This is a genomic window from Paraburkholderia kirstenboschensis, from assembly GCF_904848585.1.
Taxonomy (GTDB): Bacteria; Pseudomonadota; Gammaproteobacteria; order Burkholderiales; family Burkholderiaceae; genus Paraburkholderia; species Paraburkholderia kirstenboschensis.
On sequence record NZ_CAJHCR010000005.1, the window covers coordinates 339,446 to 365,277 of the forward strand.

Sequence of the window (25,832 nt, forward strand, 5' to 3'; positions counted from 1 at the left end):
AACAACGGCGCGACGGCTCGCAAGGCCATCGCGCCGCGCAACGACATACGCTTCATTGAGCCGTGTTTTGCGCCGCGTCTTGCGGCGTAATCTGCACAGCCGCAGCCGAAACGAATACCGCGTGAATCGTGTCGCCCACCTTCACGTCTGCAAGGTCGACTTGCGGACCGACTTCGAGCGTTTGTGTCTGATACGCGCCGCGCAACGTGACGAGGCGCCGCTTGCGGTCGATCTTTTGCACGGTAGCGAGCACTTCGACCTGACGCGCCGATTCGAACCCGCCCGAGGCCGGTGTGTAGACCTGCGTATCGACACGTTCGCGAATGCCCTTGCCTTTGCCCGTCACGCGCTCGGCCTTGACCAGCAGCGCGTTTTTATAGAGCGCATCCACATGGTCGCCCACCTTCAGTTTTTCGAAACCGGCGACTTGCTGGCCCACGAGCACGATCACTACGTTGCCGTTCGCCCCCTTCAGCGTGAGCGAGCGGCTGCCAGGGTCGATACCCACGATGGTGGCCTTCATATGCACAGGCTCCACCGCACTGACAACACCTTGCGCAGTACTCGCCAGCGGGTCTTGCGCCCACGCCGGCTGAGCCGCGGCGAGCACCGCTGCCGTCAATGCTGCTCCTATCGTTGCTGCATTCATTTACGCTCTCCTTGATGAATCGCCCCTGCCATGTTGCCCATTTCGCATAATGTCGAATGGAAAATATTCAGGACGCTTGACTAAAGGTGTAGCGCAACGATTGTACATGCCTTACAAAAAGCTTCAATCGCGATCCGGTACAACGCTTGCCAACGCGCGACGCAAAAAGAAACAGCCTCTTCGCGGTAGCGAAAAGGCTGTTCGGTAACACCAAGCGCTGCATGCACACGCATGCGCGCTAATCCATCACACGCGTTCAATCGCGATTGCGATGCCCTGTCCCACGCCGATACACATCGTGCACAGTGCAAAGCGTCCCTGCGTGCGGTGCAGTTGGTACATCGCGGTCGTCACGAGGCGCGCGCCGCTCATGCCGAGCGGATGACCGAGCGCGATCGCGCCGCCGTTCGGGTTCACGCGAGCGTCGTCGTCGGCCACGCCAAGCGTGCGCAGCACCGCAATACCTTGCGAAGCAAACGCCTCGTTCAGCTCGATCAGGTCGAACTGATCGATGGTCATGTTCAGGCGCGCCATCAACTTTTGCGCGGCGGGCGCTGGGCCCATGCCCATTACGCGCGGCGCGACACCCGCTGTCGCGATGCCGAGCACGCGGGCTCGCGGCGTGAGGCCGAAGCGCTTTGCCGTCTCTTCGTTCGCCAGCAGCAGCGCCGCTGCGCCGTCGTTGACGCCCGATGCGTTGCCTGCGGTCACGGTGCCGTCCGGACGCACGACGCCCTTCAGTTTCGCGAGCGCCTCCAGGCTCGTTTCACGCGGATGCTCGTCTTGCGATACGGTGACCGGATCGCCCTTCTTCTGCGCGATCGTCACGCCGACGATTTCCTGCGCGAGCGTGCCGTCCTTCTGAGCGCGCGCGGCCTTCTGCTGGCTGCGAAGTGCGAAGGCATCCTGATCGGCGCGGCTGATGTTGTAGTCGGTCGCCACGTTTTCGCCGGTCTCGGGCATCGAGTCGACGCCGTACATCTGCTTCATCAACGGATTGACGAAACGCCAGCCGATGGTCGTGTCGTAGATATCCGCCTGGCGCGAAAACGCGCTCGTCGCCTTGCCCATGACGAACGGTGCGCGGCTCATGCTTTCGACGCCGCCGGCCACCATCAACGCGGCCTCGCCGGACTTGATTGCGCGCGCGGCGATGCCGATCGCGTCCATGCCCGAGCCGCACAGACGGTTCACGGTCGAGCCCGGCACGTCTTTAGGCAGCCCCGCCAGCAGCAGCGACATGCGCGCCACGTTGCGATTGTCTTCGCCAGCCTGGTTCGCGCAGCCGTAGATCACGTCGTCGATGACACTCCAGTCGACGTTCTTGTTGCGCTCCATCAGCGCCTTCAGCGGCACCGCGCCCAGATCGTCCGCGCGAACCGACGACAGCGAGCCCGCATAGCGGCCGATGGGGGTGCGAATCGCGTCGCACAGGAATGCTTCGGTCATGTGATGTCTCCAGTGATGTGCTGCGCGCGCCGCGCCGTCAGCATGGATGCGCGGCGCGGGCGGATGCGTCGAGCATCGGCCGGGCGGCTGCCGGGCAGCCGTCGCGTGAATTCAGCTTAGCGCAGGATGGTGAACGATGCGTTCGAGCCGCCGGCCGCTTTGTTCTTTATGCGAACATACGGTCATATATCGAACAACAAGGCTCGATAATAGGCGCGTGGCGGAAACGCTGTCAAGCGCGCACCGCCCGTCATCAGGGAATACGTGAGAGGCGGCCGCCGCGCCAGGCTCGTGTCTGACAATTGATGCGCCCGCGCCGCCGCCACGCTGCAGGCCGCGACGCGGGGCTTGGCGGACGTTTTTTTTAGCGGAGCTGCACGCCCTCGTCCGCGATATAGGCGCGGATCACGTCGGCGAACGTGTGCTCGCCGCGCAGGCCCAGTTGTTCGGCGCGCGACGTGTCCCAACGTCCCGGCCAGCTACCGACGATTTTTTCGATGCGCACGTCCGGCTGCCAGACGATCCGCTTCGCGACCTCGTCGCCAGCCACTTCGCGCAGCGCCGCCACCATTTCGTCGACGCTCACGGAGATGCCCGGCAGATTCAGCACGCGTTGGTTGCCAAGCGCGGCGGCGTCGAGTTCGAGCCCGGCGATCAGGCACTCGATCGCTTTACGCGGCGACAGCAGCCACAGCCGCGTGGAGCCGTTGACGGGGCACACAGCCTCTTCGCCGTTCAGCGGCTCGCGGATAATGCCGCTCGCAAACGACGACGCCGCCGCATTCGGCTTGCCGGGCCGAACGCTGATCGTGGGCAGCCGCAGCACGCGTCCGTCGACGAAACCGCGCCGCGAATAGTCGTTGAGCAGCAATTCGGCGATCGCCTTTTGCGCGCCGTACGACGACTGCGGATTAAGCGCGGTATCGTTCTGCACGATGTCGGGCAAGTCGCCGCCGTACACCGCGACCGAACTCGTGAACACCACGCGCGGCCGGTGTCCGCGTTGACGGCAAACGTCGAGCAACAAGCGCGACGCGTCGAGATTGATGCGCATGCCGAGATCGAAGTCTGCTTCCGCCTGACCGCTCACCACCGCGGCAAGGTGAAAGATCGCCGCGGTGTTGCTGTCGATCGCACGCTCGAGCACACTGCGCTCCGCGATATCGCCCACTTCGGTGCGCACGCGGCTGTCGCCGAAATCGTTCGCTTGCACGACGTCGAGCAAGATGAGTTCGGTGATGGCTTGCGGCGCGCCCTGCGCGTCTTTCAACGAACCGCGCGAGAGCAGTTCACGTGCAAGGCGTTGGCCGAGAAATCCCGCGCCGCCGGTTATTAGTACTTTCATGATTGGCTTCTGTCCTCGTTATATTGATCAGGCGGCGTTCAGATACGGTTTGAGCCAGCCGAGCCCCGCCGAAGTCGCGGCCCGCGGCCGGTATTCGCAGCCGATGTAGCCGTCGTAGCCGAGTGAGTCGATTACGTCGAACAGATACGGATAGTTGATCTCACCCGTATCCGGCTCGTGTCGCTCGGGTACTCCTGCAACCTGAATGTGACCGATGCCCGCCTGATCGCGCTTGAGCTTTACTGCGAGATCGCCTTCCACGATCTGACAGTGGTAACAGTCGAACTGCACCTTCAGATTCGGCTCGCCGACTTCCGCGCAAATAGCTTGCGCCTCGTCCTGCCGGTTCAGGAAAAAGCCTGGCATGTCGCGTGTATTGATCGGCTCGATCACAATCATGATGCCCTCGGCTTGCGCAGCCTTCGCGGCATACGCGAGGTTTTGCAGATACACCTCGCGATGCCGCTCGCGCGGCTGATCTGCGCCGATCAGGCCTGCCATCACATGCAGCTTGCGATTGCCGATGACGCGCGCGTACTCGAGAGCCGTGTCGACGCTGCGGCGGAACTCGTCCTCACGTCCGGGCAGCGTTGCGATGCCCCGCTCGCCGCTCGCCCAGTCGCCCGGAGGCGCGTTGAAGAGCGCTTGTGTCAGACCGTTGGCGTCGAGCCGCGCCTTGATTTCCGCAGCGCGAAAATCGTAGGGAAACAGAAACTCGACCGCTTTAAAGCCGTCTTTTGCCGCGGCGGCGAAACGATCCAGAAAAGCGTGCTCGTTGTACATCATCGACAGATTGGCGGCAAAGCGAGGCATGGCAGCAACTCCTTTGAAGCTGTGTTCAGCGCGCGGCAAACGAAGCTGGAGCAGCAACGTATGCGCCGCGCGGGCTGTTAGCGATTGACCAGTTTGGCCGGCGTGAACCACGTAGCAATCGCGCCGATCACCAGCATGCCGGCCAGCACATACATGCCGGTCTGCGTGCTATGCGTGAGATCCTTCAGATAACCGATCATGTAGGGACTCGCGAAGCCCGCGAGATTACCGATCGAGTTGATGATCGCGATGCCGGCCGCGGCGGTCGCGCCAGACATGAACGCCGTAGGCAGCGACCAGAAGAGCGGCGCGCAAGTCAGCACGCCGGCAGCGGCGAGCGACAGAAACGCGATGGACACCACCGTGTTGCTCGCGAACGAAGCCGCGACCGTGAAGCCCACGGCGCCGAACAACGCCGGCACGATCAGATGCCAGCGGCGCTCACGGCGCTTGTCCGCGCTATGCCCCATCACATTCATCACGACGATCGCGCAGACAAACGGAATCGCGCTCAGGAGACCGATGTTGAATGCGCCGCTCACGCCCGTGGATTTGACGAGCGTCGGCATCCAGAACGTCAGGCCGTATTGCCCGGTGACGAACGCGAAGTAGATTAGCGACATCCACCACGTGCGCGGATCGCGGAACACCGCGCGCAGCGAATGAGCGTTTGCTTTTTCCTTCGGCTGCGATGCGGCGATTTCATCGTTGAGCAGGCGCTTTTCGCTTTCGCTCAGCCACTTTGCGCTCGCAATTCCGTTGTCGAGATAAAGGATCGTGGCAATACCGATCGCCACCGCCGGGATTGCTTCGATCAGGAACATCCATTGCCAGCCCTGGAGACCCGAGCTGTGATGAAACGCCTGCATGATCCAGCCGGACAGCGGATTGCCAAAGATGCCCGACACCGGAATGGCAGACATGAACACCGCAATGATCTTTGCGCGCCGATGCGACGGAAACCAGTAAGTCAGATACAGAATCACGCCCGGATAAAAACCCGCTTCGGCAAGCCCAAGCAGAAAGCGCAAGATATAGAACTGGGTCGGCGTCTTCACGAATACGAATAACGCTGACATCACGCCCCAGGTAATCATGATCCGCGCGATCCAGATGCGCGCGCCGAGCTTGTGCATCAGAATGTTGCTCGGCAGTTCAAACAGGAAGTAGCCGATAAAAAACACGCCTGCGCCGAGGCCGAATACCGTTTCGCTGAACGCGAGGTCTTGCGACATTTGCAGCTTTGCGAAGCCCACGTTCACGCGATCCAGATACGCGACCACGTAGCAGAGCATCAGAAACGGCACGATGCGCCAGAACACTTTCTTGTATGTGCGCTCGACTTCCGCGGCACCGGGGTGACCCACGGCCGCCGCGATCGGCTGGCTGGATACGGCCTGATACGAACTCATGCAATGTCTCCTGAGAGGGGAATGTGACGCGTCGCCTTGGGCGATCTGATTCGTGTGAGCGGTTGCTACCAGCGCGCGCCGAACACGCTACGCAGTTCTTCGAGCGACGCTTCGTCGAGCGGCGCAGGACGCGGATTTGTCATGAGCCACAAACGCGCGGTCTCTTCGAGTTCTTCGAGTGCATACGACGCATGCGCGACGGAGCGCTCCCAGACCACCGGACCGAGGCGGTCGAGCAGCACCGCGCGAACGCTATCGGCGAGCGCGGCGATCTGGGCGGCTACTTGCGGATCGCCGGGCCGGCGGTAACGAATCAGCGGTACGTGGCCCACTTTCATCACGTAGTACGGCGTGATCGGCGGCAGTACGTCGGTCTCGCTCCACACGCCGGCTAATGTCAGCGCGACAAGATGCGTCGAATGCGTATGGACGATGCCGCGCGCTTCGCCATTGCGCGCATAAATGCCCCGATGCAGCGCGAGTGTTTTTGACGGCTTGCCGCCCGACACCGCATTGCCGTCGAAGTCGACCTTGGCGATGTCGGCCGGATCGACCCGGCCGAGGCACGCATCGGTCGGCGTGATCAGCCAGCCGTCATCGAGCCGCGCGCTGATGTTGCCGGCGCTGCCTACCGTATAGCCTCGCTGATAAAGACTCGCTCCAGTCACGCAGATTTCCTCGCGTACGTGCGCTTCGTTCGTGGTGTGGACTGCGGGCGCGTTGCTCATTGCGCGGCTCCGTTCAGATGACGCAGCGCTTTCTCGAAGAAATCGGTGGTGCCGAAGTTGCCGGATTTCAGTGCCAGTGCGAGCGGTTGCGCGCCCATGGTTGCAGTCGCCGGCACGCCGGGATCGATCTGGGCGCCGATGCGCAGCGTGCGGACACTCAGCGCCTGCACGACCGCGCCCGAGGTCTCGCCGCCCGCCACGACGAACTTGCGCACGCCGCGCTCATGCAAGCCGCGGGCAATCGACGCCAACGTCGATTCGACCAGATGTCCTGCTCGATCCACGCCGAGTTCGCGTTGCACCGCTTTCACTTCGTCGGGCGTGGCGGTCGCGTAGATGAGCATGGGCTCGGCTTTGTCGAGATATGTCTGCGCGAATGCCAGCGCCTGTTCGACAACCGCTTCGCCTCGCGCAGCCGCAAGCGGATCAATGCGAAACGCAGGGCGTATTTCGCGCCACGCGGCGACTTGCGCATTGGTCGCTTTCGACGCGCTGCCGGCGAGCACCGCCGACAATCCTTCGACGCGCGGCAGTTGCGCGGCGTCCGCCTGTGAATCGAGCAGGCCCGCGCGGCGGAAGTTGCCCGGCAAGCCCAACGCAATGCCCGAGCCGCCCGTGATCAGCGTGAGATCGGCGCAGGCTTCACCGAGCACGTAGAGGTCGGCGTCGGAGACCGCGTCGGCGATCGCCATGCGCACGCCCTGGTTGCGCAATGCGTCGAACGCTTCGCGCACTGCCGATACGCCTTGGGCCACCGCGTCGTAACGCACGAGCCCGACGTTCGATTGCGTCTGGCGTTGCAACACGCGCACGAGGTTGGCGTCGCGCATCGGCGTGAGAGGATGGTTCTCCATGCCCGACTCGTTGAGCAACGTGTCGCCGACAAAGAGATGCCCGCGAAAAATCGTGCGTCCGTTCTCGGGGAACGCGGGGCAGGCAATCGTGAAAGCACTGGCAGAATCTTGCGCGGATAGCGCGTTCAGCAACGCATCCGTCACCGGCCCGATGTTGCCTGCGTCGGTCGAATCGAAGGTCGAGCAGTATTTGAAAACGAACTGGCGGCACCCTTGGGCGCGCAACCAGTCGAGGGCGGCAAGCGATTGCGCGACCGCGTCGGCGACGGGGATCGTGCGCGACTTCAGCGCGACCACGAGCGCGTCGGCTTCGATCGTTTCTTCCTTCTCCGGCACGCCGATGGTTTGTACCGTGCGCATGCCGCCGCGCACCAGCATGTTGGCGAGGTCGGTTGCGCCGGTGAAATCGTCGGCGATACAGCCGAGCAGCGCGCGTTGTGTCGTAGCCGTCATGACGCGCTCCTGATTACTTTGCCGCCGGCACGTCGATGCCGGGGAAAATCTTGATGACCGCGGAGTCGTCCTCGCCGCCGTGACCGGCCGTGGACGCCATCATGAACATTTGATGAGCCGCCGCCGATAACGGCAGTGGAAATTTCGAACGGCGCGCGGTATCGAGCACGAGGCCGAGATCCTTGACGAAAATATCGACGGCCGACAGCGGCGTGTAATCGCCGTTGAGTATGTGCGGTACGCGGTTCTCGAACATCCACGAATTGCCGGCGCTGTGCGTGATTACGTCGTATAGCGCGTCCGGATCGACGCCTTCGCGCAAGCCTAGCGCCATCGCCTCCGCCGCCACGGCGATATGCACGCCGGCCAGCAACTGGTTGATGATCTTGACTTTCGATCCCGCGCCATGTGCGGAGCCCAAGCGATAAACCTTGCCCGCCATCGCGGCGAGCACGTCTTCGCAGGCCGCGTATGCGGCGGCGGGGCCGGACGTCATCATCGTCATCTCGCCCGATGCGGCGCGCGCCGCCCCGCCCGAGACTGGCGCATCGAGCATCTGCAAACCTGCTGCCTCGATGCGCTTGCCAAGTTCGATTGCGAAGTCGGGCGCGACAGTCGCGCTCGCAATCACGACGCCGCCCGGCTTCATCGCCGCGACTGCGCCTTGTTCGCCGAACAGTACCGCCTCAGTTTGCGCGGCATTCACGACCAGCGTGATCACCACGTCACATTGGGCACCGAGTTCGGCGGGCGACGCGCAACCCACGCCGCCTTCGTTCACGAACGCCTGCAGGACTTCGCTGCGCAGATCGCACGCGTGGACCCGCAAGCCCGCACGCAGCAGCGAACGCGCGACGCCCAAACCCATTGCGCCAAGACCGATGACACCGACATTTCTGGACATGCTGCACCTCTATGGAATCTGTTATGCGCTTGTGCGGATTGCGCCGGGTGCGCCGCGTACGCCGTACTCGCGACACTCGCCAGCATGGCTCGGCATCAGCGAATGCCCGCTTCCGCGAGCCGCCTTGCCGCGTTGTACATGTGGGTTTGCGCCGCGTTGCGCGCGGCCATGGGATCGCCGGCACGAATCGCGGCTGCAATGGCCGCGTGCTCTTCGCGCACCTGACGCGAGAAGTCCTCGCGCAGTGCCTCGTTGCGACGCGTAACAACCGTGCCGGCTTCGAGATACTGGTTCAGAAACGTCAACGTCTTGAGGAAATACGGATTGCCGGTTGCTCCCGCAATCGCGCGATGAAACGCGACGTCTTCGGTCACGCCGTCCTCGCCTTCGGCGACGGCTTCGTCGATCTTCGCCAGGGCGGCGTCGATGGACATCATGTCGGCGTCGGTGCGACGCATCGCGGCCTCGGATGCGACTTCCGCTTCAATCGCCCGCCGCAACGCGAGAATCTGCACGACCGAGCCCGGCTCGACCGCTTCCGCGTAGTCGATACGCAGCGGCCGGATCGCGCCGTGCGCCGCGATGAACACGCCGCTGCCCTGGCGCGGCTCCACCACGCCTTCGTTCTTCAGCCGCGAAATCGCCTCGCGGATCACCGTGCGGCTCACGCCGAACTGCTGCGCGAGCACTGCCTCGGTCGGCAGCTTGCCGCCGCGTGCGAAGGTGCCCTTGTCGATCTGCTTGAGAAGCTGCTGCGCGACGGTGTCGCTCAATGCGCGGGCTGGAATCTTGTCGAACATCGAATCTCTCGATTGTCATGTCATCGGGTCATCATACAAATTTTCGATGCGGGCTGCATCCACGCAAACCCTGGGTTTTTTGTCGGCGCGCCCGTGATGTTGGCGAAACAGAAGGCTTAAGCTATCGTCACGCCTTTGCGCACCGTCGCGACGATCCAGTTGCCGTGAACGGTACCCGAGCCTTCCGAACGTACATTCCGCAGACATTCCAGGTCCATGAGCAAAGCCCCGCCGCCGTCCTCCGACGTTTCCGCCAGCGCCGAACCGGCCCCGGACAAACCGGGCGACTCATACGTGCAGTCGTTTGCGCGCGGCCTCGCGGTGATTCGCGCATTCGACGCGAAGCGTCCCGAACAGACCCTTACCGACGTTGCCGCTGCGACGGGCCTCACGCGTGCGGGCGCGCGGCGCATCCTGTTGACGTTGCAGACGCTCGGCTACGTCGAAGCAGAGGGCCGCCTGTTTCGCCTGACGCCGAAAATTCTGGACCTCGGGTTCGCGTACCTGACGTCGATGCCGTTCTGGAATCTGGCTGAGCCAGTCATGGAGGAACTGTCCGCACAGGTGCACGAAAGCTGCTCGGCGGCCGTGCTCGACCGCACGGAGATCGTCTATGTGTTGCGCGTGCCGACTCACAAGATCATGACGATCAACCTGTCGATCGGCAGCCGCTTGCCGGCGTATTGCACGTCGATGGGCCGCGTGCTGCTCTCCGCACTCGACGACGAGACGCTCGAAGCCACGCTGAATTCCTCGCCGCTTTATGCACACACGCCGCGCACGGTAACGGACAAGGAAGAACTGAAGAAACTGATCGCGCAGGTGCGCCGCCAGGGATGGGCGATTGTCGATCAGGAACTGGAAGGCGGTTTGATTTCGCTGTCGGCGCCGATCCGCAATCGCCAGGGGCGCGTGATCGCGGCAATGAACATCAGCGGCAACGCGCAACGCAATTCGGCGAGGCAAATGGTCAAGGCGTTTCTCGAGCCGCTGCAGCAGGCTGCGCAAACCGTATCGGAGATGGTGGCAAGGCGCGGTTGAATTTCAGCGGCAATTTTCGCGGCTGTTCGAGTGCCCGCGGCCCCCGCCCCCAATCGCGCTCAGCGGCTGAGATACCGCTCCACCAGCCGCGTCCAGAATGCCGCACCAACCGGCAGATTCCGGTCGTTGAAGTCGTAATGCGGGTTGTGCACCATGCAGCCGTCCTCACCTACTCCGTTGCCGATACGTAGAAACGTGCCCGGCCGCTTCTGGAGCATGAACGCGAAGTCTTCGCTGCCCATCAGTATGTCGGTCTGCGCAACGACCTTGTCGTCGCCTACCAGTTCGCGCGCCACTTCTACCGCGAAATCTGTTTCGTCATCCGAATTAACGACGACCGGATAGCCCTCGATATATTCGACGACGGCCTTAGCGCCATAACTCGCGGCCTGCGTCTGCGCGAGTTCGGTAATGCGCTTTTTCAGCAGCGCACGGACTTCAGGGCTGAACGAACGCACGCTCAGTTCGAGTCTCGCCGTACTCGCGATCACGTTGTTTGCTGTGCCGGCATGCATCGAGCCGACCGTCACGACCGCAGGCTGCGACGGATCGACATTACGCGCGACGATCGTCTGCAACGCCATGACGATGCTTGCCGCCACCACCACCGGATCGACTGTCAGATGCGGGCGCGCCGCGTGGCCGCCCACGCCTTCTATCGTGATGATCGCCTTGTCGCCCGCCGACATGAACGGCCCCTTGCGAAACAGCAGCACGCCCGGCTCCGCGCCTGGATGATTGTGCAGGCCGAACACGGCGTCGCACGGAAAACGCTCGAACAGGCCGTCTTCGATCATTTTCTTCGCGCCGCTGTCGATGCCGCTTTCTTCGGCCGGCTGAAAGTAAAGGTGTACCGTGCCCGAGAAATTACGCGTGGCCGCGAGGCGTTGCGCGGCGCCGAGCAGGATCGTCGTGTGGCCGTCGTGGCCGCATGCGTGCATCTTGCCGTGCGTGCCGCTCGCATAAGGCAGGCCGGTTTGCTCGATGATCGGCAGCGCGTCCATGTCCGCGCGAATGCCGATGCTGCGCTTGCCGTCGCCTACTTTGAGCGTGCCGACCACGCCGGTTTGACCGACACCGCGCGTCACCTGCCAGCCCCATTGCTCGAGCTTCTCTGCGACGAGCGCGCCGGTTTGCAACTCTTCGTAGGCCAGTTCGGGATGGTGATGAATGTGATGGCGAATTTCGCGCAGGCTTTCGGCGGCGGGGATCAGATCGGCTACTTCGGTGAAACGCGCGGTTTCGCTCATTTGCAAGAGACTCCGTGATGTGAAGCTGCATGAAAGCCGATGCCAAGGCTGCAGTAAGACGTTGCCAGGTCACCGCTGATGCAGCGAAGGCGAGAACTATAGCCCGGCTTTGGCCTCGAGGAATGCGATCAGCGCATGGCCCGCGTCTCCGAGTTCGCCTGAATTGTCGATTGACTTGCAGCGAACGCCATCGGGCAAAGAGAAAGGCGCGTGCCGTGCGAGCCGCGCGGCTACCTGCTCCGCCGATTCACGCGCCCGCGCGCCGAGACGCGCTTCAAGAATATGCGGCGCAGCGTCCACATGCACGACTTCGGTACGAGGATAGCGCGCAAGCGCATGATGCAGATACTGGCGCGAGCCATTCACGACAACCGTGCAACCGCGCGCGAGCCATGCATCGAGTTCGATACCCACGCCATAGCGCAGCGAATGACTCGACCATTCGAGCGCGAAGAGACCCAGCAACGACCGCGCGGCGAATTCCTCGACGCTGAGCGCGATATGTTCTTCGCCGTTGCCGCTTGGCCGCGTAATGTAACGATGCGCGAAGAGAATCGGCTCTCCCGCAAGGCGCTTGCGAGCGAAACCCAGCAACGCGTCCTTACCCGCGCCGGACGGCCCCATCACATAGACCAGGCGACCTCTCATTGGCCCCTCACCTCGTGGCATTGAAACGGCACACTTTGCCATAACGCGAAGCTTTGCGGGACCCGCTTAGCGCGACGTTTTCACGTGGACAGCGGCACACGCTCCAATTCGTCCGGTTCGAACCAGGCGGGGTTACGCGCGGCTATGGGACCGAGCGACACGAGGATTTCACGCAAGTGGCTGCGCATGGCGTCTTCAGCGGCAGTGGGATCGTGCGCGCGCAAGCCGGCCAGGATCCTGGCGTGTTGCCTTATCAGCAGATCGAGCGGCGACACGTCGGGCAAGCTCAAGTAGCGCACGCGATCCATTTGCGCCTTGATGTCCTGAATGGTTTCCCAGGCGGCAGTGCAATCTATCGCCTGCGCGATCGCGTAGTGGAACGCCTCGTCGAGCGCCAGGAAGGCGGCCGTGTCATTCGACTTCGCCGCGAGCTTCTGCTGGCGCAGATTGTCGGCGAGCGCCTGCAATTGCTCATCGGTAATCGACACTGCTGCTTTACGCACCACCGCCGTTTCGATCGCTTCGCGAATGAAGCGCCCTTCGCGCACCTGGCGCGGCGAAATGCGCTTCACGAAGGTGCCGCGTTGCGGCAAGACTTGCAGCACGCCCGCTTCGACCAGTTTGATGAACGCCTCCCGCACCGGTTGTCGCGATACCTGGAACATGTCCGACACTTCCTTTTCCGAGAGCGGCGTGCCGGGCACCATCTGGCCGACGAAAATGGCCTGTCGCAACGCGCGGAAAATCTGCTTGCCGATGGGCTCGTGCGAATCGAACGATACGTTCTCGGTCAGATCGGGCAATGGGACATGCACGCCAGCCTGCGCGCCCGCGCGACGTCGCGCACGGGGTTCAGCGAGCGTGGCGCTCGCGGCGCTCGCGGTCAGGGGCGGCTTGCTGGCGGAGAGATTCCTGGTCGACATTTTGCAAACTACGAAAGAGCATCGAGTGGATAGCTGCATCGGCGCATCGGTGTCTTGCCGGCATAAAGGCAAACTGCGAGGCACACCGCGAGGCAAACTTCGACGCACACTGCGGGGCACGCTGCGAAGCTGCGCACCATACTACCATGCACGTTCCACCGCCAGCGTGTTTGCGCGCGGCTCGCGAATCCACACGAGCGAGCACACCGCGCCGAGTACCGCGATCCCTCCCGCCAGCACGAATGCGCTGCCATACGCGCCGTGTGTCGCCTGAACGATGAAGCCAGTCACAGCCGGCCCGATCACGCCCGCAAGATTCGCAAGCAGATGCACGAAGCCGCCGACGCCGCCCACATGTTCGCGCGGCACCGTGTCCTGAATAACGGCCCAATAAACGGCGCCCGTCACATACAGGAAGAAGATCGAAACCGACATCAGCGCGACCGCGCTTTCCGTGCTGGCCACGCGGCCCGCCAGTGCGACGCACACCGCCGCCGCGCCGAGGCATGTACCGAGCACGATCTTGCGCGACAGCAGCGGCTTGCCCGTCAAACGCAGAATCAGGTCGGAGATGAAGCCGCCGGCCGCGAGTCCGATGCTGCCGAGTACCCATGGAATCACAGTGGCGATGCTCATGTCATGCAGACTCAGGTGATGTGCCTCGGTCAGATAGGTCGGAAACCACGAGAGAAAGAAAAACAGCACGTAGTTGTACGAGAAAAAGGCAAAGGCAGTTGCGAGAATGATCGGCTTGCGCAGAAAGTGGCCGAGACCGAGCTTGGAGCCGTCGGCGGAATGCGCGAGGGCGTGCTCGTCAGCCTGGCCCGCGAGAATCAGTTGCATCTCATCGCTTGTGACGCGCGAATTCTGTTGCGGATGTTCGGTCGTGGTCGCGGCCCAAAAGACGAGCCATAGCAGCCCCAGCAACATGATCGCGACGAACGCCCAACGCCAGCCGAACTGAACCGCCATGAAACCCACCACCGGGCCCGCCAACGCACCGCCGAGCGGCGTACCGGAACTGATCACGCCAATCGCGCTCGCCACTTCCTTGCGCGGAAACCAGTTGTTGACCATCTTGCTGTTCGACGAGCTGAACGGCCCCTCGCCCATGCCGAACAGCACACGCAACACGATCAGCGAACCGATGCCGGTTGCGAGCGCCGTGGCGCCGCAAAACAAAGACCACACGCCCATCGCAGTGCCGAACACGCGCTTTGCGCCGACCTTGTCCGACAGCACGCCGCCGACGAAATTGAACAACGCATAGCCCACAAAGAAACTGCTGAACACGACGCCCATTTGCGCGTGCGAGAAGTTCAGGTCTTTCTGGATTAGCGGCGCAGCGATAGATAGTGCCGAGCGGTCGAGATAATTGATGACGCCCGCCAGAAAGAGCAGTGCGACAACAAACCAGCGTTGACTCTTTATCATGCGATGTCTCCTTCATTGCGCCTCTTGACGGGCGTTAGAACGGCTTGTGAATGTGATGCGCGCATCGAGGAGCGTGTTTGCAACTCGCCTGCGGGCGTGCGGTTTCAGTCGAAATTCAGATGCACCTTCATCGACTGCGAGCGGTCCAAAGCGACTTCGAATGCCTCGTTTGCGTCGCTCATCGCAAATGCGTGCGTCATCAGCGGGCGCAAGTCGACCTTGCCGGATGCAATTTCATCGGCGGCAATCGCATATTCGTCCGTGAAGCGAAACGAACCTTGATAGCGAAGCTCCTTCGACATCACAAGATTTGCTGCAACAGGCGATTGGCCCGCAGGCAAATTGCCGACCTGGATTACCGTGCCGCCTGCACGCGCTGAACGCAACGCCGTATCGAGTCCTGCGGGACTGCCGGACGCTTCGATCACCACATCGAACGTGCCGCGTTGTGCGGACCATTGTTCGATCGTCGCGGTATCGGCGGCATTGACCGTCTGGTCCGCGCCGAGTTGAGCGGCAACCTGCAAGGCCCGGCTCGACAAATCCACGGCGACGACCCGATGTGCGCCGGCGCGCCGCGCGACGCTCAGCAGGATGCAGCCGATCGGTCCGCAGCCGATCAGCAGCACGCTTGCGCCGACGAGCGAGCCTGCCTGTTTCACCGCGTGTAGCGCAACGGCGAGCGGCTCGGCCATCGACGCCTGCGCAAAGTCGACGCTGTCGGCCACTGGAATGCACTGGCGTGCCGCCACGACGATGTACTGGCGGAACATGCCCTGCATGTGAGGAAACGTCGACGCACTACCCATGAAGCGCATGTTCAGACAATGATTAGGCATCCCTACCGTACAGTACTTGCACGTTCCACACGCAAGTCCCGGATTCACTGCGACGCGCTGGCCAGGCACGAGGCGCGCATCGGCGCCCACGCCTTGACCGAGCGAATCGATTTCGCCCGCCACTTCGTGTCCGAGCACGAACGGCTCGCGCACCGCGAAATCGCCGCTCTTGCCCTTGAAGTAATACGACAGATCGGAACCGCAAATGCCGCCGGCGCGCACGCGCACTCGCACCTGGCCGGGGCCGGGCTCCGGCGGAGCGACCTCGTCGATGCGGATCAGTTTGGGTTCGTGAAGCACGGCTGCAAGCATGGTGGACTCCGGTATGACAGATGCGCGAACTCGATCACGCGCGGCAAAATGCGGGGTAAAAAGAACTTCAGCGACGGCGCTGCATCACTCGTTTATCACCAGTTCCATAGCGTGCCGTCTTCGAGACGCGCAACCGGCAGATATGCAGGGTCGTAAGGGAAACGCGCAGCGGCGGCTTCGTCGATGTCCACTCCGTGGCCCGGTGCATCGCCCGGATGCATCATGCCTTTGTCGAAGCGCCACGCATGAGGAAACACTTCGAGCGCCTCTTCGGGAAAGCCCATATATTCCTGCACGCCGAAGTTCGGCACCCACAGATCGAAATGCAACGCCGCGCCCATGCAGACCGGCGACAGATCCGACGGCCCATGACAACCCGTGCGCACCTGGTAGAGCGAAGCGAAATCAGCAATCCGCCGAAGATGCGTGATGCCGCCCGCATGCGTCAGCGTCGCGCGGATATAGTCGATCAGTTGCTCCTCGATCAACTGCTTGCAGTCCCAGATACTGTTGAACACCTCGCCGACCGCAATCGGCGTGACCGTGTGCTCGCGTATCAGCCGGAAGCCGGCCTGGTTCTCGGCGGGCGTGGGGTCTTCCATCCAGAACAGACGATACGGCTCAATGGATTTACCTAGGCGCGCCGCCTCGATCGGCGTCAGGCGATGGTGCACGTCGTGCAGCAGATGCGTGTCGAAGCCGAACTTGTCGCGCACCGCTTCGAAGAGCTTCGGCACAAAGTCGAGATACTTTTCCGACGACCAGCTTTGCTCTTCGACAGCGCCCTTCGTCGCCGGCTCGTACATGCCGCTGCCTTTCGATACGCCATATACCGAGCGCATGTTCGGCACGCCGCATTGAATGCGAATGGCCTGATAACCGGCCTCGATGTGCTCGGCGTAACGGTCGAGGGCTTCGGGAATGTCGCGGCCCGTGGCGTGTCCGTAGACCATCACGCCTTCGCGCGACGCCCCGCCGAGCAGCTTGTACAGTGGCATGCCCGTAACCTTGCCGAGGATGTCCCACAACGCCATGTCGACCGCGGCGATGGCCGTCATCGTGACTGGACCGCGGCGCCAGTACGCGCCCTTATACAGATACTGCCAGGTGTCTTCGATACGGCCCGGATCGCGGCCGATCAGCAACGGACATACGTGATCTTTCAGATACGAGGCAACCGCCAGTTCGCGACCGTTGAGCGTGGCGTCGCCGATACCGTGCACGCCTTCATCGGTGACGATTTTGAGCGTGACGAAGTTGCGGCCGGGGCACGTGACGATCACATCGGCGCGAACGATTTTCATGTTCTCTTCCTTGCTAAAACAGGTCTTGCGTGGCGCTGAACGGGAGGTAGACGCTGGACTCACGGCCGCGGTGTCATGACGCTTTCAACGAGGCCATGCGGCTGCGCATTCAGCCTCACCTGCTTGCCTCGAATCGTTTGAACGATGCTACCATACAAGTATAGCGAAGCGTCAAATCAGGGTTTTCCCGCTGATTCGCGGCGTTTCAGGCCTGTCACGTCATCTGGACTTCACAACATGAGCACGCCAGCTTCATTGCCTCGCCTTACCCGTCAAGCGTTGTCCGCACTGCGTCAGCATGTGCTGTCACCCGAGCATGCTGCGTGGCGCGAGCCGCCTATCGGCATCGTTCATTTCGGCATCGGCAATTTTCATCGCGCGCATCAGGCGCTTTACACGGAAGAGGCCATGCTCGTCGAAGGCGGCGACTGGGGCATCTGCGGCGTTACGCTGCAAGGCGACGTGGCGAAGCGCGATGCGCTGATGGAGCAGCAAGGTGTGTACAGCGTTGTCGAACGTGGACCCGAGGGCGCGAAGGTGACCGTTGTGCGCGCATTGCGCGAAGTGCTCGCGATGCCGCACGATCACGACGCATTGTTCGCGCGGCTTGCCGAACCCTCGGTGCGAATCGTCTCGTTGACGGTCACCGAAAAAGGCTACTGCCGCAATGCAAAGACCGGCGACGTCGCGCTCGACAATCCCGCGATAACACACGACCTTTCGCATCCGCACGCGCCGCGCAGCGTGCCCGGCATTCTGGTTGCCGCGTTGCGCCAGCGCCGCGATGCAGCGAAAGAGCCCTTCACCGTGCTGTCATGCGACAACCTCGCGCACAACGGCGCCGCTCTGCGTCAGGTGGTATGTTCTTTTGCACGGGAGTCCGATCCGGCACTCGCTGACTGGATCTCAGCCAAAGTTGCATTCCCGTCGACGATGGTCGACCGCATCGTGCCGGCCACGACCGACTCCGAGCACGTCACCGTGGCCGCGGCGCTCGGCTATCGGGACGCTGCGCCCGTGCCTTGTGAGCCGTTCCGGCAATGGGTGATCGAAGATCGCTTTCCCGCGGGACGTCCCGCATGGCATGCGGTGGGCGCACAACTCGTCGACGACGTCACGCCGTTCGAACTGGCGAAGCTGCGCATGCTCAACGGCACGCATTCCACCCTCGCCTATCTGTCGATGCTTGGCGGTTTCGCCACGATCGACGAGGCGATCGCCGACCCCGCCATGCGCAATCTCATCCACGCAATGATGACGCAAGAAATCGCGCCGACGCTGAATATGCCAGCGTCGTTCGATGTCGCCGGCTATCGCGATGCACTGCTCGCCCGCTATGCGAACCCGGCGCTCAAGCACCGCTGCGCGCAGATCGCGATGGACGGCAGCCAGAAGATTCCGCCGCGTCTGCTTGGCACAATCGCGGCAAAGATCGGCGCTGGGCAGCCGTTCAAGCGTCTCGCACTAGCGGTCGCGGCATGGATGACGTTTTTGCGCGGTTATGCAGACAACGGTTCGCGCTACGACATCAGCGACCCGCTCGCCGATAACTTGAAGGCGCTCGCGGCATCGGCCAATGGCGATCCGCAGGCGCTGATGGATGCGCTGCTCTCCGTGCGCGAAATATTCACCGCAGAGCTGGCTGCGCAGCCCGCGTTCAGAGCCGCGCTCCATCACGCGTTGCAGTTGCTGCAAAAGGATGGCGCACGCGGAGCGATAGCGGCGTCGCAATAGCACGCCGCATTTTGCATGTCAGTCAAGCCGTGGGCTCAGCCTCATGCCCCTCGGTTGCGCTTTCGCCGGCTTGCACGTGCACGATTTCGGCCTGCTCCGCCTGCTGGCGCCGGCGCGCCTCGAGCACGTCGCGATAACGCAAATACGCGCAGCGTCCCCCCGATTTCGCCGCGTACATCGCGGCGTCAGCGTTCAGCAGCAGTTCCTCCGCCGTGCCGCTGTCGTCGGGGAACTGGCTGATGCCGATGCTCGCGCCCACCGTCATGCCCTGGCCGTCCATCACGATCTCTTCGTTGAGCGTGGTCATGATGCGCGAGGCGATGCCGGGCGCCGCTTCTGCCGAGCGCGGCCCCTCGATCAGCACGATGAATTCGTCGCCGCCAAGACGCGCGACGACATCCGCGGAATGCAGCACTTGCTTGAGCCGCAGCGCCACCGCAACGAGCACCTTGTCGCCGACCGAATGGCCAAACTGGTCGTTGATCTGCTTGAAGCGGTCGAGGTCCACGAACAATACCGCGAGTCCTTCGCGGCGGCGCGTCGCATCGTCGATCGCACGTTCGAGCTTTTCCATGAACAGCATGCGGTTCGGCAGCCCGGTGAGCACGTCGTGCGTGGCGAGATGCACGAGTTCGCGCTGCTTCACATGCAGCGCGTCCATCTGCGATCTGATCTCGCGGCGCAGGCGATCGAAACAGCGCGCGAGTACGCCGATCTCGTCCGTGCGTTTGACGGGCAATGTCTCCATTGCGTGTTCGGCGAAGAGATGCGTGGCCGCATAGGCGAGGATATGCAACGGCTTGGTGAGCGCGCGTGCAAAAAGAATCGCGAGAAGCAGTGCCAGCGCGCTGGAGATCAACACCATGCGGATGATGCTGCCGCCCAGCAGTTGCGCGCCCGACAACACATCTTCGAGCGGCTTGCCAAGCCCGATCACGATGAAGCGATTGCCCTCGGACGCGCCGAACGGCCTGCGCACGAAGGCGAGCACTTGCCCCTCGGCTTGACGGGGACGCGCGAGGCCGTTCACGAGTACTTCGCTTTCCTTCTGTTCGAAAAGCGGCTTGGTAACGGCGAAACTATCCTGCATCAGCACCCGGCGGCCCGTATCGAAGCCGAACGTTTTCGACGCATCGGGGTGAACAAGGAAGTCGCCCCATTCGTTGGCGAGATAGACCTGATAATCGCTCGGCAAATCGCTTTGCAGGCGCTTGAGCAAATCGGCGATATTGATGTCGATCACGACGACGCCGACCACCGAGCCTTGCAGGTTAGCGACGGGCGTGCCGACCCGCAGCGTCGCTTTGCCCTGCGCCGCATGCGCGCCGTATTCGTGATTGACGGAAATCGGCGACGTGTAGATGCGTCCGGGCGAAAATGCGAGCGGCTCGAACACATACGGGAACTGCGCTTTTTCCTGCAGGTCGCCGCCGTCCACGCGCATCAGTCCGTCGGCGTCGCGGTCAAAGCGAATGATTTCGAGGCCGTGATGCGCGCGGCTGATAAGCCGGATCTGCAGGTATTCGGCGTGATGGATCATGAAGCTCGAGTACACCTGCGCGAGCCGTTCGCGCGACGCACTCGCGGCGGTTCCGTCGTCGGTCGCCACGACCTCGGCCGACGAGGGCAAGCTCGCGAGCACGAGCGCGTCGGCGCCGACGTCGTCGATCGACGCGGAAAAACGCTGGCCTAGCAATTCCGTCGACGTCAGCAAGCTGTGGCCGGCTTCCTTTACCAGCATCGCGCGGTTCGCGTGATACGCGTAATAACCGGTCGCGCCCGATGCCAGCACGCCAATGCAGGCGAGCAGAATAGACAGCTTGAAGGTGAGGCCCGGACGGATCATTAGAAGCGCTCCGAGCGGTCACCGGAGACGATTCTGGCCCACAGGTCTTCGCGCCGTTGAATGTTCTCCACCGGACCGATCCACACGATGCGAGCGTTGTCGCTATGCGCGGCCGGATCGGTCAACGTGTTCGCGAGTCCTTGCCGCTGTGTCAGTAACCGGCTCACCTCCGGTTCTAGCATGTAGTTGATCCATGCGAGCGCGAGCGCCGGATCGGCGGCTGCACGCGTCATCGACCAGCAATCGAGCCAGGCCAGCACGCCTTCGTCGGGAATCACGTAGCCCACGTCGGCGCCGGCGCGCCGCAGCAATTCCAGTTGCTGCGTGCCGTAGTTGCCGAACATCAACGCGACGTTATGCTGGATGAAAAACGCTGTCGCCTCTTCGGGCAGCGTGTAATAGGTCAGCAGATTGCGGCGCAGATCGACGAGCTTGTGAGCGATCGCGCGCATCTGCGTGGCGTTCAGATTGAACGGATCGCGATAACCCAATGCAAGCGCCGTGAACGAGAAATTGTGCTGCGCGCTATTGAAGTCGAGCACCTTGCCGCGGTACCGCGGGTTCCACAGTTCGCGCATAGAGCGCGGCGCGACCGCGACCTGCTTGCGGTCGTAGATGAGGCCCATCGACGAATAGGTAAACGGAATCGCATAGACCTTGCCGTCCGACACGATCCCTTCAATCGCCGAGCGCGCCTGAAAGCGCGGCAGTTGTCTTCCGGTATTGGGCAGGCTTTGCAGATCCAGCGGCGCCAGCAGATTGGCGCGCGTATAGCGCTGGATTTCCGCGGTGTTCGCCGCGAGCACGTCGAAACGCGGCGCGTTTTTGGCGTGCAGTTGGGCCCATAACGCTTCATCGGAATCCACGAGCGTCACTTCCACCTTTACGTCGTAACGCGACTCGAAGTTCTTCACGACGTCGGTATCGGCGTAACCGGGCCACGCAAGCACGTGCAAGACTTTTTTCGCGACTTCGGCCGATGCGCCCGATAGCAGCCCGAAGCTGAGAAACGCGCTCACCACAAGTCGCAAGAGAACGCCGCAACCGCTGCGCGCGGCCAATGACGCGTGCGAGGTCCCAACCGCAATTCGCCGCTGACCGTGCTGCGTAAAACAGCGCATTTCATCTGCCGTCGAAATCATGTGCATATGCAACACCGTTTTGCAGAAGGCAGTTCCGGCGAGCAGATGCCCGCGTGAATGACTCGCGAATCAATACTGGAGACGTTTCCTCTGATCAGAACTGCTCTTTGCGCTGCAGGGAAAGCGCGAGGAGCAACGATCATAGCGCCAAGCAATATTTTTTTGGTTTCATTACCGCGTCAATGCGCAGAAATAACTGACCCTCGGCGGGACACGACGGGCATTCATCTCCTGATAACGGCAGGCGCTTAACGTTCTTTAATTAATTCGACGAATTAAATGGACACGTGATTGCTAAATATCATTTAACGATTCGCATTACGATCGGGTTACTTCGTCATTACGACTTCCGCCGACAGCCGGACATTCGATGCGGCTCGCATTGGCGCGCGACCATGCGCTCCTCCGAGCGCCTCTGCTTTCAAGGCGTCGCTCATGCGCCATCCGGTATTTCACTAACTACCCAATATTTTTGAACTGATAAGCTTGGCGCGCGCTGCTGGCCGCCCCGGCCGACAGCTTCAACCCAGGCCCGGTCGTGAGTCGCGCCGGGTTTCCCGCAGCGGCACAACCGCGTGCGGGAGTATTTGAACTACACCGAGGAGTAAAACAGTGAAAAAACTGCTAGCGGCTTTGACGGTTGCTCTGCTTGCCACCGTCTCGATTGGCGCACACGCTAAAGATTGGTCCACCATCCGTTTTGGCGTTGATGCCAGCTATCCCCCGTTCGAGTCCAAAGGCTCCGACGGCAAGCTCGTTGGCTTCGACATCGACCTCGGCAATGAAATCTGCGCGCGCCTGAAGGCCAAATGCGTGTGGGTCGAAAACGACTTCGACGGCATGATTCCGGCCCTGAAGGCGAAGAAGTTCGACGGCGTGCTGTCGTCGATGTCCATGACGCCGCAACGCGCCGAACAGGTCGCCTTCTCGTCGAAGCTGTTCAATACGCCGACGCGCCTCGTCGCAAAGAAGGGTTCGGGCATCCTGCCGACGGCTGAATCGCTGAAGGGCAAGACGGTCGGCGTCGAACAGGGCACGATCCAGGAAACCTACGCGAAGACCTACTGGGAACCGAAGGGTGCGAAGGTCGTGCCGTATCAGAACCAGGACCAGGTGTATGCCGACTTGCTGTCGGGCCGTCTGGACGCAGCGCTGCAAGATGCGGTGCAAGCTGAAATCGGCTTCCTGAAGACGCCGCGCGGCGCCGGCTTCGACTTCGTCGGCAAGAACCTCGACGATCCGAAGATTCTCGGCAACGGCGCGGGCATCGGCATGCGCAAGGAAGATACGGATCTGAAGGCGAAGGTCGACAAGGCGATCGCCGACATCATCAAGGACGGCACGTACAAGAAGCTCGAGAAGAAGTACTTCGACTTCGACGTGTACGGCAGCTAATACGCCGGCTTATGTCAGCCAGGGCCGCCACGCGCGTCTAGCGGCGCGCTGAACGACTCGCCGGAACGGGCCCCGCCATGCGCGGGGCCCGTTTCGTTTTGTAGCCGGCACAACCACGCACCGCGCCGTATCGGCTAAGATCGTGCGATCGATATGGCGCCGGGCTGTTGTGAACGACTGGCGTCATCCAGGCTTTTCCCCTCAAATCAACGAGATAGCGGCGCGCCGCACTTTCCCGCGAATTCGACAACCATGCAAACCCAATCCCATCCGCTGATTGCCCCGACGCTCGGTACCGCCCGCAACCTGACGAGTTTCCATTACGGTCCCGGCGGCGGGCAGAAGATCTATATCCAGTCGTCGCTGCATGCCGACGAATTGCCGGGCATGCTCGTCTCGTGGGAACTTCGCCGCAAGCTTGCGGCGCTCGAAGCGGCCGGCAAGCTGCGCGGCGAAGTCGTCATCGTGCCGGTGGCCAATCCCATCGGCCTGAACCAGCACTTTCTCGGTCACCTGACCGGACGCTTCGAAACCAACACCGCGCAGAACTTCAACCGCAATTTCCACGATCTGTCGGCACTGGTCGCGCCGGTGATCGAAGAGCGCCTCACGGATAACATCGACGCCAACCGTACGGCGATCCGCACCGCGATGCGCGAGGCGCTCGAGGCGCAAAGGCCGGCCACCGAGCTCGAATCGCAACGTCTCGCGCTGCAAAAGCTTTCATACGACGCCGACGTAGTGCTCGATCTGCATTGCGACTGGGAAGCCGCCATGCACCTGTACACGAACCCGGACCTGTGGCCCGAAGTCGAGCCGCTTGCGCGTTATCTCGACGCAAAGGCATCGCTGCTTGCGCTCAATTCGGTGGGCAATCCGTTCGACGAAATTCACAGCTTCTGCTGGTCGGATTTGCGTGGCCGTTTCGGCGAACGTTTTCCGATTCCCAACGGCTCGATTTCGGTCACGATCGAATTGCGCGGCCAGCGAGAAGTGTCGTACGAGTATGCGGAGCACGACGCGCAGGCGATCGTCGAATATCTGACCTCGCGTGGCGTGGTTGAAGGCACGGCCGCGCCGCTGCCGCCGCTCGAATTCGCAGCCACGCCGCTCGCCGGCGCGGAGCCGATCGTCGCGCCGATCAGCGGCGTGCTGGTGTATCGCTGCGAGGTGGGCACGTGGGTCGACGTGGGCCATGAAATCGCGGACATCGTCGATCCGTTGACGGACCGAGTCGTCACGCTCAAAAGCAACGTTGCCGGCGTGCTGTATGCGCGTCATCTGACGCGCTTCGCCACGGCCGGCCTCGAATTCGCGCGCATTGCCGGCGCGACCGCGTTTCGAAGCGGCTCGCTGTTGAGCAACTGATCTGCGGGCTTTGGACGCTAAAGTGAGGGCGCCCGCGAAGGCGCCCTCACTTGTTATTGCTCTTGCTCCTGGTCCTGCTCTAGCGATCGCCAGCCAGCCACGCGATACGAAAAAGCCCTTTAAAACGCGGGAATAATCGCTCCTTTGAACTGCGTGTCGATGTACTTGCGCACTTCATCGGACTCGTAAGCCGCGACCAGTTTCTTCACCCAAGGCTGATTGCGGTCTTTCTCGCGCACGGCGATGAGGTTGGCATAAGGCCCCTTCAGGTCTTCGATTGCAATCGCGTCTTTGGTGGGCTGCAAGCCCGCCTTCACTGCATAGTCGGTATTGATCGACGCCGCGTCGAGGTCGTCCAGGGCGCGCGGCAATTGCGCGGCGTCGAGTTCCACCAGCCTGATTTTCCTGGGATTCTCAGCGACGTCGAGCGGCGTCGCATTGACGCCGTTCGTGCCGACGCCTGGCTTCAACTTGATGACGCCGTACTTCTGAAGCAGGAGCAACGCCCGGTTGCCATTGGACGGATCATTCTGAATGCCCACCTTCGCCCCTTCGGGCAAGTCCTTCAGCGACTTGAGCTTCTTCGAATAAAAGCCCATTGGCGACACATAAGTCAGGCCGACATTCGCGATCTTGTAGCCGCGCTGCTTGATCTGGCTATCGAGAAACGGCTGGTGTTGAAAACCGTTAGCGTCGAGATCTCCGGCGTCCAGTGCCGCATTCGGCTGCACGTAGTCGTTGAATTCGATCACTTTGACGTTGAGCCCCTCGCGCGCCGCGACTTTCGTCACGACCGACCAGATTTGTGCATCGGGGCCGCTCATCGTGCCGACCTTAAGCTGCTTGTCGTCCGCATGCGCAAACGTTGCCGTGAGCGAAAGAGCGGCGACACCGGCCAGCGCGAGCAGGTTTCTGATGATATTGCGGCGTTGCATGCGTTTCCCCCATAAGCGGTTTGATTGATAGGCGCGCATCGTCGCATGCAGCGGCGGCGGCCTGAAACCAATCGTTTTTCACACGCTTATATGAGCGGTCCCGAAAAAGCTTATGCACGCAATTCACTCGGTACGCGGTATTGCGGCGCTAATGAATCGGTAATGCAGCGGCTTGTGCCTCGTGCCTTCGTGCGAAATTGCCATTGACTGTCGCTTGCGCGCGACAGATTTCAAAATCAATGCGCCTGTCACAT

At 62.1% G+C, this 25,832-nt stretch carries 22 protein-coding genes; 4 read left to right on the plus strand and 18 right to left on the minus strand.

Going from position 1 to position 25,832, the window contains the following annotated elements:
- Window positions 1-52 precede the first annotated feature (52 nt).
- The 9 genes from JMY24_RS16880 to JMY24_RS16920 all read right to left on the minus strand — a co-directional run bounded on the left by JMY24_RS16880 (window position 53) and on the right by JMY24_RS16920 (window position 9,407).
- The gene (locus JMY24_RS16880) at window positions 53-649 is read right to left on the minus strand and encodes a hypothetical protein (protein WP_128597537.1); all 597 of its coding nucleotides are present in this window, start codon (window positions 647-649) and stop codon (window positions 53-55) included.
- A 246-nt stretch (window positions 650-895) separates the two neighbouring features.
- Window positions 896-2,098: a 3-oxoadipyl-CoA thiolase gene (gene pcaF, locus JMY24_RS16885; RefSeq protein WP_128597538.1), complete on the minus strand. Its 1,203-nt coding sequence runs from the start codon at window positions 2,096-2,098 to the stop codon at window positions 896-898.
- A gap of 364 nt (window positions 2,099-2,462) precedes the next feature.
- Window positions 2,463-3,443, minus strand: coding sequence for a D-erythronate dehydrogenase (gene denD, locus JMY24_RS16890; RefSeq protein WP_201702485.1), 981 nt, complete (start codon window positions 3,441-3,443; stop codon window positions 2,463-2,465).
- 27 nt (window positions 3,444-3,470) lie between these two features.
- A complete protein-coding gene (otnI, locus tag JMY24_RS16895) occupies window positions 3,471-4,256 on the minus strand; it encodes a 2-oxo-tetronate isomerase (RefSeq protein WP_128584327.1) in 786 nt (261 codons plus the stop codon).
- Between the two features lie 77 nt (window positions 4,257-4,333).
- Window positions 4,334-5,668 (minus strand): MFS transporter, encoded by a 1,335-nt coding sequence (locus JMY24_RS16900; protein WP_128584326.1) that lies wholly within the window; start codon window positions 5,666-5,668, stop codon window positions 4,334-4,336.
- Between the two features lie 65 nt (window positions 5,669-5,733).
- Complete coding sequence (gene otnC / locus JMY24_RS16905) at window positions 5,734-6,396, minus strand: 3-oxo-tetronate 4-phosphate decarboxylase (protein ID WP_128597539.1); 663 nt, start codon at window positions 6,394-6,396, stop codon at window positions 5,734-5,736.
- Window positions 6,393-7,703: a 3-oxo-tetronate kinase gene (gene otnK / locus JMY24_RS16910; RefSeq protein WP_128597540.1), complete on the minus strand. Its 1,311-nt coding sequence runs from the start codon at window positions 7,701-7,703 to the stop codon at window positions 6,393-6,395. Before otnK ends, otnC begins: the two co-directional genes overlap by 4 nt.
- 13 nt (window positions 7,704-7,716) lie before the next feature.
- Window positions 7,717-8,607 carry an L-threonate dehydrogenase gene (gene ltnD / locus JMY24_RS16915; RefSeq protein ID WP_128584324.1) on the minus strand — a complete coding sequence of 297 codons (891 nt, stop codon included), beginning with the start codon at window positions 8,605-8,607 and terminating at the stop codon, window positions 7,717-7,719.
- 95 nt (window positions 8,608-8,702) lie between these two features.
- Window positions 8,703-9,407, minus strand: a complete 705-nt coding sequence (locus JMY24_RS16920) for a FadR/GntR family transcriptional regulator (RefSeq protein ID WP_020066540.1) — start codon at window positions 9,405-9,407, stop codon at window positions 8,703-8,705.
- Window positions 9,408-9,623: 216 nt separating this feature from the next.
- On the opposite strand from JMY24_RS16920, the gene JMY24_RS16925 reads away from it, so the two are divergent.
- The gene (locus JMY24_RS16925) at window positions 9,624-10,448 is read left to right on the plus strand and encodes an IclR family transcriptional regulator (protein ID WP_128584323.1); all 825 of its coding nucleotides are present in this window, start codon (window positions 9,624-9,626) and stop codon (window positions 10,446-10,448) included.
- A gap of 59 nt (window positions 10,449-10,507) precedes the next feature.
- Here the strand turns inward: JMY24_RS16925 and JMY24_RS16930 are convergent, their stop codons facing one another.
- From JMY24_RS16930 to manD, 6 genes are all read right to left on the minus strand, one after another.
- Window positions 10,508-11,698 (minus strand): M20 aminoacylase family protein, encoded by a 1,191-nt coding sequence (locus JMY24_RS16930; RefSeq protein WP_128597541.1) that lies wholly within the window; start codon window positions 11,696-11,698, stop codon window positions 10,508-10,510.
- A gap of 96 nt (window positions 11,699-11,794) precedes the next feature.
- Window positions 11,795-12,346 carry a phosphonate metabolism protein/1,5-bisphosphokinase (PRPP-forming) PhnN gene (gene phnN / locus JMY24_RS16935; RefSeq protein ID WP_128597542.1) on the minus strand — a complete coding sequence of 184 codons (552 nt, stop codon included), beginning with the start codon at window positions 12,344-12,346 and terminating at the stop codon, window positions 11,795-11,797.
- An 80-nt stretch (window positions 12,347-12,426) separates the two neighbouring features.
- The gene (locus JMY24_RS16940; RefSeq protein ID WP_201702486.1) at window positions 12,427-13,269 is read right to left on the minus strand and encodes a GntR family transcriptional regulator; all 843 of its coding nucleotides are present in this window, start codon (window positions 13,267-13,269) and stop codon (window positions 12,427-12,429) included.
- Window positions 13,270-13,410: 141 nt separating this feature from the next.
- Window positions 13,411-14,703 carry an MFS transporter gene (locus tag JMY24_RS16945; RefSeq protein ID WP_128597584.1) on the minus strand — a complete coding sequence of 431 codons (1,293 nt, stop codon included), beginning with the start codon at window positions 14,701-14,703 and terminating at the stop codon, window positions 13,411-13,413.
- 104 nt (window positions 14,704-14,807) lie between these two features.
- Window positions 14,808-15,854 (minus strand): L-idonate 5-dehydrogenase, encoded by a 1,047-nt coding sequence (locus JMY24_RS16950; protein ID WP_128597585.1) that lies wholly within the window; start codon window positions 15,852-15,854, stop codon window positions 14,808-14,810.
- Between the two features lie 95 nt (window positions 15,855-15,949).
- A complete protein-coding gene (gene manD, locus JMY24_RS16955; RefSeq protein WP_128597586.1) occupies window positions 15,950-17,158 on the minus strand; it encodes a D-mannonate dehydratase ManD in 1,209 nt (402 codons plus the stop codon).
- 237 nt (window positions 17,159-17,395) lie between these two features.
- Between manD and JMY24_RS16960 the strand changes: the two genes are divergently transcribed.
- The gene (locus tag JMY24_RS16960; protein ID WP_128597587.1) at window positions 17,396-18,892 is read left to right on the plus strand and encodes a mannitol dehydrogenase family protein; all 1,497 of its coding nucleotides are present in this window, start codon (window positions 17,396-17,398) and stop codon (window positions 18,890-18,892) included.
- Between the two features lie 22 nt (window positions 18,893-18,914).
- Here the strand turns inward: JMY24_RS16960 and JMY24_RS16965 are convergent, their stop codons facing one another.
- Together JMY24_RS16965 and JMY24_RS16970 are read right to left on the minus strand one after the other, a co-directional pair.
- Entirely contained in the window at window positions 18,915-20,738 is a 1,824-nt protein-coding gene (locus JMY24_RS16965) for a diguanylate cyclase domain-containing protein (RefSeq protein WP_128597588.1), read from the minus strand.
- Window positions 20,738-21,886 carry an extracellular solute-binding protein gene (locus JMY24_RS16970; RefSeq protein ID WP_236597424.1) on the minus strand — a complete coding sequence of 383 codons (1,149 nt, stop codon included), beginning with the start codon at window positions 21,884-21,886 and terminating at the stop codon, window positions 20,738-20,740. Before JMY24_RS16970 ends, JMY24_RS16965 begins: the two co-directional genes overlap by 1 nt.
- A 606-nt stretch (window positions 21,887-22,492) precedes the next feature.
- Here JMY24_RS16970 and JMY24_RS16975 point away from each other — a divergent pair.
- Both JMY24_RS16975 and JMY24_RS16980 read left to right on the plus strand, forming a co-directional pair.
- Window positions 22,493-23,275 carry an ABC transporter substrate-binding protein gene (locus JMY24_RS16975; RefSeq protein WP_020066551.1) on the plus strand — a complete coding sequence of 261 codons (783 nt, stop codon included), beginning with the start codon at window positions 22,493-22,495 and terminating at the stop codon, window positions 23,273-23,275.
- Window positions 23,276-23,527: 252 nt separating this feature from the next.
- Complete coding sequence (locus JMY24_RS16980) at window positions 23,528-24,643, plus strand: succinylglutamate desuccinylase/aspartoacylase family protein (RefSeq protein WP_128597590.1); 1,116 nt, start codon at window positions 23,528-23,530, stop codon at window positions 24,641-24,643.
- Between the two features lie 119 nt (window positions 24,644-24,762).
- Here JMY24_RS16980 and JMY24_RS16985 read toward each other — a convergent pair whose 3' ends face one another.
- The gene (locus tag JMY24_RS16985; RefSeq protein WP_128584315.1) at window positions 24,763-25,578 is read right to left on the minus strand and encodes a MetQ/NlpA family ABC transporter substrate-binding protein; all 816 of its coding nucleotides are present in this window, start codon (window positions 25,576-25,578) and stop codon (window positions 24,763-24,765) included.
- Window positions 25,579-25,832 lie beyond the last annotated feature (254 nt).

Bases quoted from the DNA above. Each gene is read 5' to 3' on its own strand.
- JMY24_RS16880 (WP_128597537.1), bottom strand. From the start codon at position 649: ATGAATGCAGCAACGATAGGAGCAGCATTGACGGCAGCGGTGCTCGCC.
- pcaF (WP_128597538.1), bottom strand. From the start codon at position 2,098: ATGACCGAAGCATTCCTGTGCGACGCGATTCGCACCCCCATCGGCCGC.
- denD (WP_201702485.1), bottom strand. From the start codon at position 3,443: ATGAAAGTACTAATAACCGGCGGCGCGGGATTTCTCGGCCAACGCCTT.
- otnI (WP_128584327.1), bottom strand. From the start codon at position 4,256: ATGCCTCGCTTTGCCGCCAATCTGTCGATGATGTACAACGAGCACGCT.
- JMY24_RS16900 (WP_128584326.1), bottom strand. From the start codon at position 5,668: ATGAGTTCGTATCAGGCCGTATCCAGCCAGCCGATCGCGGCGGCCGTG.
- otnC (WP_128597539.1), bottom strand. From the start codon at position 6,396: ATGAGCAACGCGCCCGCAGTCCACACCACGAACGAAGCGCACGTACGC.
- otnK (WP_128597540.1), bottom strand. From the start codon at position 7,703: ATGACGGCTACGACACAACGCGCGCTGCTCGGCTGTATCGCCGACGAT.
- ltnD (WP_128584324.1), bottom strand. From the start codon at position 8,607: ATGTCCAGAAATGTCGGTGTCATCGGTCTTGGCGCAATGGGTTTGGGC.
- JMY24_RS16920 (WP_020066540.1), bottom strand. From the start codon at position 9,407: ATGTTCGACAAGATTCCAGCCCGCGCATTGAGCGACACCGTCGCGCAG.
- JMY24_RS16925 (WP_128584323.1), top strand. From the start codon at position 9,624: ATGAGCAAAGCCCCGCCGCCGTCCTCCGACGTTTCCGCCAGCGCCGAA.
- JMY24_RS16930 (WP_128597541.1), bottom strand. From the start codon at position 11,698: ATGAGCGAAACCGCGCGTTTCACCGAAGTAGCCGATCTGATCCCCGCC.
- phnN (WP_128597542.1), bottom strand. From the start codon at position 12,346: ATGAGAGGTCGCCTGGTCTATGTGATGGGGCCGTCCGGCGCGGGTAAG.
- JMY24_RS16940 (WP_201702486.1), bottom strand. From the start codon at position 13,269: ATGTCGACCAGGAATCTCTCCGCCAGCAAGCCGCCCCTGACCGCGAGC.
- JMY24_RS16945 (WP_128597584.1), bottom strand. From the start codon at position 14,703: ATGATAAAGAGTCAACGCTGGTTTGTTGTCGCACTGCTCTTTCTGGCG.
- JMY24_RS16950 (WP_128597585.1), bottom strand. From the start codon at position 15,854: ATGCTTGCAGCCGTGCTTCACGAACCCAAACTGATCCGCATCGACGAG.
- manD (WP_128597586.1), bottom strand. From the start codon at position 17,158: ATGAAAATCGTTCGCGCCGATGTGATCGTCACGTGCCCCGGCCGCAAC.
- JMY24_RS16960 (WP_128597587.1), top strand. From the start codon at position 17,396: ATGAGCACGCCAGCTTCATTGCCTCGCCTTACCCGTCAAGCGTTGTCC.
- JMY24_RS16965 (WP_128597588.1), bottom strand. From the start codon at position 20,738: ATGATCCGTCCGGGCCTCACCTTCAAGCTGTCTATTCTGCTCGCCTGC.
- JMY24_RS16970 (WP_236597424.1), bottom strand. From the start codon at position 21,886: ATGCACATGATTTCGACGGCAGATGAAATGCGCTGTTTTACGCAGCAC.
- JMY24_RS16980 (WP_128597590.1), top strand. From the start codon at position 23,528: ATGCAAACCCAATCCCATCCGCTGATTGCCCCGACGCTCGGTACCGCC.
- JMY24_RS16985 (WP_128584315.1), bottom strand. From the start codon at position 25,578: ATGCAACGCCGCAATATCATCAGAAACCTGCTCGCGCTGGCCGGTGTC.